The sequence below is a fragment of the Streptomyces prunicolor genome (genome assembly GCF_045162825.1).
Classification (GTDB): Bacteria; Actinomycetota; Actinomycetes; order Streptomycetales; family Streptomycetaceae; genus Streptomyces; species Streptomyces prunicolor.
In genome coordinates, this window is the sequence record NZ_CP108676.1 from 1,124,532 (window position 1) to 1,134,973 (window position 10,442).

Annotated in this window: 9 protein-coding genes; 2 read left to right on the forward strand and 7 right to left on the reverse strand. The window is 71.3% G+C overall.

Annotated elements, in window-relative coordinates; all coding sequences use genetic code 11:
* Positions 1-151: 151 nt before the first annotated feature.
* A complete protein-coding gene (locus tag OG588_RS05130) occupies positions 152-1,906 on the reverse strand; it encodes a hypothetical protein (RefSeq protein WP_405946217.1) in 1,755 nt (584 codons plus the stop codon).
* Between the two features lie 207 nt (positions 1,907-2,113).
* Positions 2,114-2,983, reverse strand: a complete 870-nt coding sequence (locus OG588_RS05135; protein ID WP_405946218.1) for a helix-turn-helix transcriptional regulator — start codon at positions 2,981-2,983, stop codon at positions 2,114-2,116.
* A 152-nt stretch (positions 2,984-3,135) separates the two neighbouring features.
* Between OG588_RS05135 and OG588_RS05140 the strand changes: the two genes are divergently transcribed.
* Positions 3,136-4,005, forward strand: a complete 870-nt coding sequence (locus OG588_RS05140) for an SDR family NAD(P)-dependent oxidoreductase (protein WP_405946219.1) — start codon at positions 3,136-3,138, stop codon at positions 4,003-4,005.
* Between the two features lie 67 nt (positions 4,006-4,072).
* On the opposite strand, the gene OG588_RS05145 is transcribed toward OG588_RS05140, so the two are convergent.
* From OG588_RS05145 to OG588_RS05155, 3 genes are all read right to left on the reverse strand, one after another.
* The gene (locus OG588_RS05145; RefSeq protein ID WP_405946220.1) at positions 4,073-4,864 is read right to left on the reverse strand and encodes a DUF1963 domain-containing protein; all 792 of its coding nucleotides are present in this window, start codon (positions 4,862-4,864) and stop codon (positions 4,073-4,075) included.
* A gap of 52 nt (positions 4,865-4,916) precedes the next feature.
* Positions 4,917-5,792: a PhzF family phenazine biosynthesis protein gene (locus OG588_RS05150; protein WP_405946221.1), complete on the reverse strand. Its 876-nt coding sequence runs from the start codon at positions 5,790-5,792 to the stop codon at positions 4,917-4,919.
* Between the two features lie 137 nt (positions 5,793-5,929).
* On the reverse strand, positions 5,930-6,691 hold the full coding sequence (locus tag OG588_RS05155) for a TetR/AcrR family transcriptional regulator (RefSeq protein ID WP_405946222.1): 762 nt from the start codon (positions 6,689-6,691) through the stop codon (positions 5,930-5,932).
* Positions 6,692-6,796: 105 nt separating this feature from the next.
* Here OG588_RS05155 and OG588_RS05160 point away from each other — a divergent pair, with 105 nt between their 5' ends.
* Positions 6,797-7,696: an NmrA/HSCARG family protein gene (locus tag OG588_RS05160; RefSeq protein WP_405946223.1), complete on the forward strand. Its 900-nt coding sequence runs from the start codon at positions 6,797-6,799 to the stop codon at positions 7,694-7,696.
* A gap of 306 nt (positions 7,697-8,002) precedes the next feature.
* On the opposite strand, the gene OG588_RS05165 is transcribed toward OG588_RS05160, so the two are convergent.
* Both OG588_RS05165 and OG588_RS05170 read right to left on the reverse strand, forming a co-directional pair.
* Positions 8,003-8,542, reverse strand: coding sequence for a hypothetical protein (locus OG588_RS05165; protein WP_405946224.1), 540 nt, complete (start codon positions 8,540-8,542; stop codon positions 8,003-8,005).
* Positions 8,543-8,735: 193 nt separating this feature from the next.
* Entirely contained in the window at positions 8,736-10,397 is a 1,662-nt protein-coding gene (locus tag OG588_RS05170) for a serine/threonine-protein kinase (RefSeq protein ID WP_405946225.1), read from the reverse strand.
* Positions 10,398-10,442 lie beyond the last annotated feature (45 nt).

A 10,442-nucleotide genomic window follows, 5' to 3' on the forward strand; every position in this document is an offset into this window, starting at 1 on the left:
TTCGATGCTGCGGCCAGGGGCGCGCGGCCGTGTCGGGTCGGGCGAGGCAGGGTTCCCACCTCTCTTGCGTGGTTGCGCAATATAACAATCTCAGATGAGAACTCCGCAGGGCCTTTCTCATTTACGGGATATCCTTTTACGTCAAACTCGGTCAACTGATCGGAATCCGTGCGGTGGTGATGGTCATCGGGGTACCGGTCACGGCGATGAGGTAGAAGCGGGGATGCGACCCGCCCGGCACCCGCCGGACCCCTCCGGGCGGCTTCACGTCGTACGTCGCGGAGGCGTGCGGGGCGAGGGTCGCCGGTCCGTCGGAGGCGGTCCACCAGTCGGAGGCGCCCTGTCCGAGGCGGCTGGCGAAGTGGAGGGTGAGCCGGGTGCCGGTGATGTTGACGACCCGGACCGCGAGACCGGTGATGTCCCGGTGGCCGGCCCGCTCCGCGAAGCTCGGTGTGACGTTCATCCGCAGCGGCGGCGCACTGACCGCGGCAACCGTCGCGCACACCACGGCGGGTGTGACGAGCGCCACCGCGAGGACGGCCTTGGCCCGGTGGCCGGTCAGGTGCGGGATGCGGGGCTGCCAGGCCGAGGCGAACGCGGAGGCGGGGACGGTGGCCGCCGCCGCGAGCCACAGCGGGGTCATCATCAGGAAGTAGCCGTCCTGGGACCGGGTGGCCAGATAGAAGCTCAGCCAGGGCAGCACGGTGATCGCCGGGCCCAGCCGTCGCACGAAGAGCAGCGTGGCGGCGAGCAGGCCGAACAGGAGCAGCAGGCTGCCGTAGGAGTAGTAGTCGAGGTTCCTGCTGCCCGCGGTGAAGTAGTACGAGATCCCCATGAGGCCCTGGCCGTGCAGGATCGCCTTCTGGGTGAGCGGGAGCAGGAGGCCGTGCAGCCACGTGGAGAAGTCCTGGGTGGCGAAGTAGGCGTTGATCGCGGCCCAGGTGAGGGCGGCGATGCCGGTGTAGCGGGCGAGCATGCCGAGGGCCAGCCGGGGGCCCAGGTCGCCGCGGCGGACGGTGTAGAGGCCGATGATGAGGAACGGCGCGAGGAACCAGGCGAGTTGTTGGGTGGCGCAGGCCGCGCCGAGGCAGAGGGCCTGGGCCGCTCCGGGGAGTCCGAGCCGGCCGCCGGCGCCGGTGTCGGGCCAGCGGACCACCACCGGGATGAGCAGCGCCAGGGCGAGGACGGCGGGGTACCCGGAGTAGGCGTAGCCGGGCAGGAAGCCGAAGCCGAGGCACACGGTGGTGGCGCCGGAGCGCCAGGGGGCCGGGAGCAGCCACCACAGCAGGACGGCGCCCGCGAGCAGCGCGCCGGTGGTGACGAGGGTGGCGGCGGCCGTCGAGTGGAGCACGGCGTGGACGGGGGCGGCGAGCAGCGCGGTCAGCGGCGGATAGCCGTACGTGTAGTCGGCACCGCCCGCCATGGTCTTGGTGATGCCGACGGACGAGGAGTCGAAGAGCCACGGCCAGGGCTGGCCGTAGACGGGGTGTCCGTGCAGGATCTGGCTCGCGGCCTGGGCGGTGAGCACGCCCTCGTCGGTGCCCGCGTGGTTGAGCCAGTAGCCGCACAGCACCAGCACGACGGCGAGCAGCAGGACGCCGGCGTCCACCCGGGTCAGGGCGTGCCGGGTGCGTGTGGTGAGGGCCAGGACGCCCGCGACCAGGATCCCGGCGTAGCAGACGGAGATGATCCCGGCGACGTCCGGACGGGATGTCATCGCCCTGGTCCAGGCGTCACGGGTGCCGATGAACAGGCTGATCGCGGCGATCAGCGTCATCCCCCGGTGCAGCTGCTGCGGCGCCTCAGGTCCGGTCGTGAGCGGCCGGGCCCACCGCGGCCCCGCCGTGGCGGGCGCCTCGCCCTGCCTCGACCGGAGACCACCGCCGGCACGGGGACCGTCATCCATGGCGTCCTTCTCCTCGCTCCGTCCCCGTCGGTCGGCAGTTCGCTCCGGGGGCAACCTCCACTACACGTCGTAGAGGTGAAAGGAGCCGCCGAGGTTCACCGGCGGAAGGAAAGAGCTGGGGAAGAAAGTGCTGACGTGCAGGGTGGGTTGACGCATCGGCCCAGGTCGGGCGAGGTCCGCCGGGTCAGCTCGCGCGCATCGTCCGGATCACTCGGCGTCGGTGGTGAACCTGTCGGTGCCCAGCACGGTGAGGAGGGCGAGTTTCTGGTGGCTCTCCGTACCGGGGGTGGCCGTGAAGATGAGCAGCGACTGGCCCTGGTCCGGCTCCAGGAGGAGTTGGCAGTAGAGGTCCAGCCGTCCGACCTGGGGATGGACGAACCGCTTGGTCTCGCTCCAGCGCAGGCCCACCTCGTGCCGTTCCCACAGCCGGGCGAACTCGTCGCTGGTGCGGCGCAGGACGTCCGCCAGGCCGGCCGCAGGGGAGTTGGGCCCGTTTCGGGTGACGGCCGTGCGCAGCAGAGCGACGTTGGTCCGGCTGTTGTCGTCGTGGTCCTCGGGGTCGTAGCGCGCACGCTCGGCCGGATCGGTGAACCAACGGTAGGTCGCGCTGCGGGAGTTGCCGGTGTACCGGGTCTGCTCGCCGAGCAGCGCCACGGCGGACGGCGTCTGCAACAGCGTCTCCCCCAGCGGGCCCATGACCTGCGCGGTGGTGTCGGCCAGGCCGTCCATCACCCGCATCAGCCCGGGGCTCACATGCTGAAGTCGTAGGTCACGATGGGCAGTTCGGTACCCGCCGAGCAGGAACAGGTGATCGCGCTCGTCCGGGGTCAGCCGCAGGCCGCGGGCGATGGCCGCGAGCATCTGCTCCGAGGGCTGCGGCCCGTCGCCGCGCTCCAACCGGGCGAAGTAGTCGGCGGACATCGTGCACAGCTCGGCCACCTCCTCGCGGCGCAGCCCCGGAGCGCGCCTGCGCTGCCCGCGACGCAGCCCGACGTCCTCCGGTTGCAGAGCGGCGCGCCGGGTGCGCAGGAAGGTGCCGAGGGACGAGCGGTCGAACGTACGGTCCATGGTCCTCATCGTCGGCCATCCGGCTCGGCTCAGCCACGACCTGGCATTCAGTGGTTGCGGAGGTCCTTCCGGCGCCCGAGGCGGGGCGAGTTCACTGGCGATGCGATCACCGGTCGCCGTTGACCCATAGCAACACCCCACTCACCACGGAGCCAAGTCCCATGACCAGCATGCCCAGTTGGACCGCCGCCGACCTTCCGGACCTGACCGGCCGTACGGTGGTGATCACCGGGGCCGGCCGTGGCCTCGGCCTGATCACCGCACGCGAACTCGCCCGCGTGGGTGCCCGAGTCGTCCTGGGGGTGCGCGACACCGGCAAGGCCCGCGGTGCCGTCGCCGGTCTGCCCGGCACCTTCGAGGTCCGCCCGCTCGACGTGTCGGACCTGGCCTCGGTACGCGCCTTCGCCGGTGCCTGGTCCGGCGACCTCGACCTCCTGATCAACAACGCCGGCGTGATGGACATCCCCGCCGCGCGCACCGCCGACGGCCTCGACCTACAGACGGCCACCAACTACACCGGCCCCTTCCTACTGACCGCCCTGCTGCTCGACCGCATCACCGACCGCGTCGTGCACGTCACCAGCGAGCTGCACAAGCAGGGCAGGCTCGACCTGACCGACCTCGACTGGCGCACCCGCAAACACAACGGCATGCAGGTCTACCGGGCGTCGAAGCTCGCGGTCGTCCTGTTCTCCCTCGAACTCCAGCGCCGACTGACCGCCGCGGGCAGCCCGGTCCGCTCGGTCCTCGCCAGCCCGGGCATCGCCCGCACCTCGCTGGCGGCCCACTCCCGCTCGAACGTCGTCAACCGGCTCAGGTTCCTCACCAACGCCCCCGAGCGCGGAGCCCTGTCGATCCTCTACGCCGCGACCCAGGACGTCCCCGGCAACTCCTACGTCGGCCCGGACGGCCCGGGCGGCTTCCGGGGCTTCCCCGCCCTCCGCAAACCGGGCAAGGCGGGCCTCGACCCGGCCCTGGCGGGCCGCCTGTGGGACGCGACCGCCGACCTCGTCGGGGCGGTCGCCCGATGAGCCACCCGGAACGGACCGTCGGCCTCGGCGAGATCCGGGAGTGCCTCAGCACCGCTGCCCGAGTGCCTCAGCACTGCTGCTCGTACTGGAGCCCGGCGTACCGCCCGGCGGCGAGGTCCTCCCGTGTACCGACGATCAGGTTCATGGTGAACACGTCGTAGTCGATCGCCTGCCCGGCCACCTGCGCGAAGAGCACGAGATCGTCGACGTCCGGTGCCATGTCCCACGGGTCTGAGTGTCCGCCGAGCCGCACGCAGACACCGGGGCGGTGCCCGCCGAAGGCCAGGTCGAGGACGGCTTCCTCGAACCCGTCCAGCGCGTCCTCCGGTCCGTCCTCCCGACCCTCCGCGTCCAGGAACGCGCGGGTCTGCGGGCCTCCTTGCCACTCGCCGTCGAAGGTCAGCCCGGGCACGGGGTACAGGGTGCGCGGTTCGTAGACCCTGGACCGCACGTCCGCACCGTCGAGTTCATACGTCGCGGAGCGCTCCGTGGTGGGTACTCCCGCGGGTATGTGGAGCACCACGGACGACTCCGGCGGATACTCGATCTCGGTGAAGAGCAACAGGTGCCCGTCGACGGGCAGTTCGATGTCCAGGGCGCCGGGTGGCAGGGCGGCGCAGTCGACGCTCAGCACCAACGGCTCCCTCCCGTCGGGCCAGTTCACCCCGTCCGGCAGCGCGGGGAGTCCGCCCGCCCGCGCGGCGGGACGGGCGTTCTCCCGACGAGCCTCGGGCACCTCGTTGTACGGCACCAGGTAGAGACACGGCCGCGCCTGGTCCATCAACTCCCGTACGACGGGGGTGGGTACGCCGTATGTGGCGGCCGTCTCCAGGAGGAGTGGTTCGTCGATCGATGTCATGCCCGGGATCGTGCCATGGGCCACTGACAGGCCGCGGACCCTCTTCCACGGGTCAGCCGATACGTGTTCCCGCGCCGCCGACCCGGACACGGGGGTCGCCCGCGCGCAGCGTCACGGTGAGTTCGCCGGGGCGGCCCAGGTCCTCGCCCTGGTGCAGGGTGAGGACGATGTCCTCGGGGACCAGGCCGAGTTCACGCACGTACGCACCGAACGCGGCGGCTGCCGCCCCCGTCGCCGGGTCCTCGACGACGCCGCCGACGGGGAAGGGATCACGGACGTGGAAGACGGTGGCCGACTCGCGCCACACCAACTGGACGGTGGTCAGGTCCAGTTGGTGCATCAGGGTTTCGAGGCGGGCGAAGTCGTAGGCGAGATCGGCGAGTCGGGCACGCGTCGCCGCCGCGAGAACGAGGTGGCGGGCACCGGCGAAGGCGATACGGGGCGGGAAGGCGGGGTCTAGATCGGTGCTCGGCCAACCGAGCGCGGCGAGCGCCTCGTCGAGGTCGGCGCCGGTGATCTCCTCGACGTGCGGTTCGACGCTGGTGAGTGTGGCCCGGAGCGCCCCGCCCTCGTCGGCCACCTCCACCGGCACGATGCCCGCGCGCGTCGCGAACACCAGGTCCCCCGGGCCCACCCGCTCGGCGAGCGCCACGGCGGTCGCGACGGTGGCGTGCCCGCAGAACGGCACCTCGGCCCTGGGGCTGAAGTACCGGATGCTGTACGCCCGCCCCTCCTGACCGCCGAGGCCCTCCGGGGGCGCGGACAGGAACGCGGACTCCGAGTACCCGAGCTCGGCGGCGACGGCCAGCATCGCACTGTCGTCCAGGTCGGCGGCGTCCAGGACGACACCGGCGGGGTTTCCGCCGTCGGGGTCGCTGGAGAAGGCGGTGTATCGCAGAACCTCGGGCTGTGGCGCACGCGTCGTCATGGCTGTGGCAACCGGGGCGGGCCTACGGCCATTCCCGGAGGTGAGCGGTGGCGGATGGGGCGCGTTATGGCAATCACCAAGTCACCGTCGCCCACGCGATGTTGCACGACCCGCAGGCGCAGCGAGCGACACTCCGCTCAAGTTCCGCGTTCAGTCGAGCTCCCCGGTCCGAGGCGGCGGCGACGTGCTCGCTGTCGGCAGGTCGCTCCGCAGTAGCGGGCCGGGCGGCCGGTGGACCGGGCCTGGAGCCTCGCCCCGCACTCCTCGCACCGCGGCGCCGCGTGAAGTGTGCCGGGCGCGTCACGAAACACCCGCCCTTCCGTGACGGATACGGGACTCCGCAGGCTCTCCAGCGCCAGGCGCGCCATGCGGGAACCGCCGTTCCGGTCGCGGTGTGCGGCCCATGTCGTCGCGCATCCGACGGTGAGCGCGGCGACATCGTCCGCGCTGACATCGGCGCGGACCCCGCCGGCCCGCTGGGCCGCGCGGAGCAGTTCATCGAGCGCCTGGCGGAACCGTCGCGCCGACGCGGCCAGGCTGGGGCGCGGCCAGCTGGTTTCCGTGGTCAGGGCGTCGCAGACGTGCTTGCACCCATGGGAGGTGTCGACAACGTCCAGCAGGAAGCCGAAGAACGCCGCGACAGGCTCGGTGCGGGCCGCCCATCGCCGAGCGATGTCCACCTGGTTGTCGATCTGCTGGACGAGTACGGCCTCCAGCAGGATCTCCTTGCTGGGGAAGTGCCGGTAGACGGTGCCCGCGCCAACTCCCGCCTGCCGTGCGATCGCGCCGAGCGAGACGTCCAGGCCGTGCTCGTCGAACGCCCGCGAAGCGACGGCGAGCACCTTCGCGCGGTTACGGCGGGCATCGGACCGACCGACGTCATGGGGAGCTGCGGTCATGTCACGTAATCCCTTGTCCGTCGGACTCAAGCGGGTGCAGCATTCCACATCGTCCCCGGGCCGAGTTCAACCGTGCCCACCGACAACCCCGAGGCGGAGGACGACATGACCACTGACCGCTTGATCGTCGTGACCGGGGCGACCGGCCGCCAGGGCGGCGCCACCGCGCGTCGGCTCCTGGCGGCCGGCAGACCGGTGCGCGCACTCGTGCGGGACACGGGCGCGCCTGCCGCCAAGGCACTCGAAAGGGCCGGGGCCGAGCTCGTCCGCGGCGACTTCGACGACTCGCGGGGTCTGCCTGCGGCGCTGGAGGGAGCAGCGGCGCTGTTCGCGGTACCGCCCGTGGCATTCGGGCCGACCGGCTCCGACGCGGAGCGGGAGTTCGCCCGGGGCCGGGCACTGACCGATGCCGCGGCGGCCGTGGGCGTCGAGCACGTCGTGTTCACGGGTGTGGCGTCCACGCCGGGGCGTCCTGGCGGCTCCGAGGAGAAGAAGCGCGTCGAGGACTACCTGCGTGAGCGGATCCGGTCGGTGACCGTGCTGCGCCCGGTTCGGTTTATGTCGAACTATCTCGGTTCGACACCCATGGGTCTCGACGGCATCTCCGGCGGTGTGCACCGGCACGTCTTTCCGCGGGACGAACCTGTCCAGATCATCGCGGTGGAGGACATCGCGGAGTTCGCCGCGCTGGCGTTCGACCAGCCGGACCGGTTCGCGGGGCGGAGTCTGGAGCTCGCCGGGGACGCCCCCACTCCGGCCGAGGCGGTTGCCGCGATCAACGAGGTCACCGGTGCCGCGGTGCGCTACGAGCAGATCACTCACGCCGAGGCCGCCGCGCTCCACCCCGAGATCGCCCGGGTCCGGGATCGCTGGGCAGCCGGATCGCGCTGGCACGCCGACATCGAGGCGCTGCGCGTGATCCATCCCGGACTGCGTACGCTCACGGACTGGCTCGCCGAATCCGGCGCCGCCCTGCTGCGGAAGCGACTCCTCCACACCGCGTAGTGCCGCAGCCGTGGGTGGTGATCCTGGCGGTGGGGCGGGTCCGGGCACGCGTGCGGCCACCGATGATCGTCGTTGTCCGTGAGGACGAACGAGGACTCGGTGACCGCAGGTCACAGCGGAGATCCCGGCCGTCGGCGGGGTGACCGGCGACGAGGTCCGCGGCGGCAGCCCGAACCCGCGGGAGGCCCTGGAGGAGTGCGGCCCGGGCGATGTGCTTGCCGTGGCCCGCTCGGCCGAAGTCGACACCAGGGCAAGGGAGTTCCGCGCCGACTGCTCACCGTGTTCCGTCCCTCCCGTGGGAATGGTTCAGCGGGGTGTCTTGACGTACATGTACGGAGCGGAGACGTAGGTGCTGTGGTGATCGGCGGCGCGCAGGGCCGCGGTGAGGCGTTCGCGTGGTTTGAGGCCGAGGTGGGCGGTGGCGTGCAGGGCGCCGAGAGCCAGGTCGTCCCCGGAGCCCACGGCGGCGTATCCCTCGACGGGCTCGCCGACTTGATAGTCACCGTGGATCTCGAAGAGACGGCCGTGAACGCCGACGAGGAAGACACCCGCCTGTTCCTGCTCGGAGTCCTTGCGGGCCCAGCCGCCGTCCTTGAGGCAGGTTCGGACGGCGTTGATGAAACCCGTGGTCATGAACCGGGCTAGGTCGCCTTTGGGATGGGGGGCCTCGAACGCGTGGTGCAGGAGCTGGCCCATACGGAACGAGGTGGTGAAGCCGAGTACATAGGGGCCGTTGGTGAAGACCTTCGGATCGCGCCGGATCGTGAGCTGCGACCCGCTGCTGCCCGCGGAGTCTCCGGCGATATGGACACGCCCGCGATGGACCAGACCGACGATGACGGTCAAGTCACCACCTCCAGGGACTTGTTGGGTCCTTGTCGACTTGCATGGTGCATGGACCCGTTCTGCCCTCCGCCCGGGCGGAGCTACCGATTCCGCAAGGAGAGGAGAGGGGAGTCGAGTGAGGGTTGATGAGAGCGTTCGACGAGAGGGAGGCCAGGAGCGCGTCGCCTACGACGTCGGCTGCCCGGCCACATCGTCAGCCCGCCGACAGCTCGGTCGCGGTGAAACGCTCGAAACCCGCGTGGTACGCCGTGCCCTGCGGGTCGGTCGCGCTGTAGTGGAAGGCGGCCACACCGCAGCCCCGGGCGTCGAAGGCCGCGCCGGTGTACGAGGCGACCGAGGTACCGTTGACGGCGAGCCCCACCTTGATCCGGCCCTGGCCGGCGGCGGAACAGGTCATCGACATGTCGATCTCCCGCCGGCTCGCCAGCTTCAGGCCCACGTCCGCGAGGTCGACCTCGACGACCCTGTCGTGCTGGAACTTTCCCTTGAACCTGAACTCCCGCACGATCAACGCCTCCTGATCAGTCGTCAGATAGGTCGCCCAGCGGGAACCCTTCGCGTAGTCCCCCGAGCCGTTGCACCACAGTCCGACCCCGCCCTCGCCCCCGTACCACTCCGTCTGGGTGCTCAGTCGTACCGCGAACGAGGACGGCTCGAAGGGCGCCTGCGGCCACACCTCCAGCTCCGGACCGGGATCCACCAGCATGGTCCCGCCCTGGTGCGTGATCCTCGCCAGGGCCGGGTCCTTGTGCGACCAGTCGCCCGAGTCGGTCAAGTCGTCGGTGTACGAGAGGAGTTGGGATCTCGCGGAGCCCGAGCTGTGCGGCTGCGGGCCGCCCTCCGTCGCCGATCCGCCCGAGGTGGTGCTGAGCACGACGGCGAGCAGCACCGCCACAGCGGCGCTGCCTGCCGCGAACCCCCACAGCCGCAGCTGCTTGGCGCTTCTGCCGGAGCCCACGTCACCGTTCCCGGTTCGCGGGGGCGGTGGGGGTGCCGTACGCGACTCCGTCCGCACACCCGCCGGTGCCGCCCCCGCCCCCGCAACCCCCACCGCCTCCGCCGCCTCCGCGAACCGGGTGACTAGCTGGGCGGCGGTGGGACGTCGCGCCGGGTCCTTGCGCAGACAGTCGGCGATGACCGAACGGACCGGCTCCGGCACCGCCGTGAGATCCGCGTCGCCGTCGCACACGGCGACGAGCACCTCGTAGTCGCTCTCCCCCGCGAAGGGATGCCGCCCGGTGGCCGCGAAGTACAGCGTGCCGCCGAGGGAGAACACGTCGGAGGCGCCGGTGACCTGGAGCGACCTGGCCTGTTCGGGCGACATGTACGCGGGCGAGCCGAGCACACCGCCCGGTGTGGTGAGCGCCGACTCGTGCGAGCGGTCGTCGCGGGCGATACCGAAGTCGATGATCCGCGGTCCGTCCGGGGAGAGCAGGATGTTGGACGGTTTGATGTCCCGGTGCACGACACCCACCCGGTGCACCTGCGCCAACGCGTGCGCGACGGCCAGCGCGAGGGACTGGAGCCGCCCGGAGCGCAGCGGGCCGGTGGTCTGCACATGCTGGTGGATCGTGGGGCCCGGGACGAACTCGCTGATGATGTAGGGGTGTTGCCCGGACAGGTCGGCGTCGAGGACCCGCGCCGTGGCGAGTTCACCGACCCGGCTCGCCGCGCCGAACTCCCGGCGTACGCGGGCGAGCGCGACCTCGTCGTACTCCTTGCCCGGCAGCAGGAACTTCACCACGGCCTGCCGCCCCGCCCCGTCCCGGGCGAGCCACACGACACCTTGCCCGCCCTGGCCGAGCACGCGTTCGCAGACGTATCCGCCCACCGACAACCGCTTCTGCGGATCCATGCCCCCGCCCCCAGCCCCGCCTCCGGTTCATGGCTGCCCGTCAGC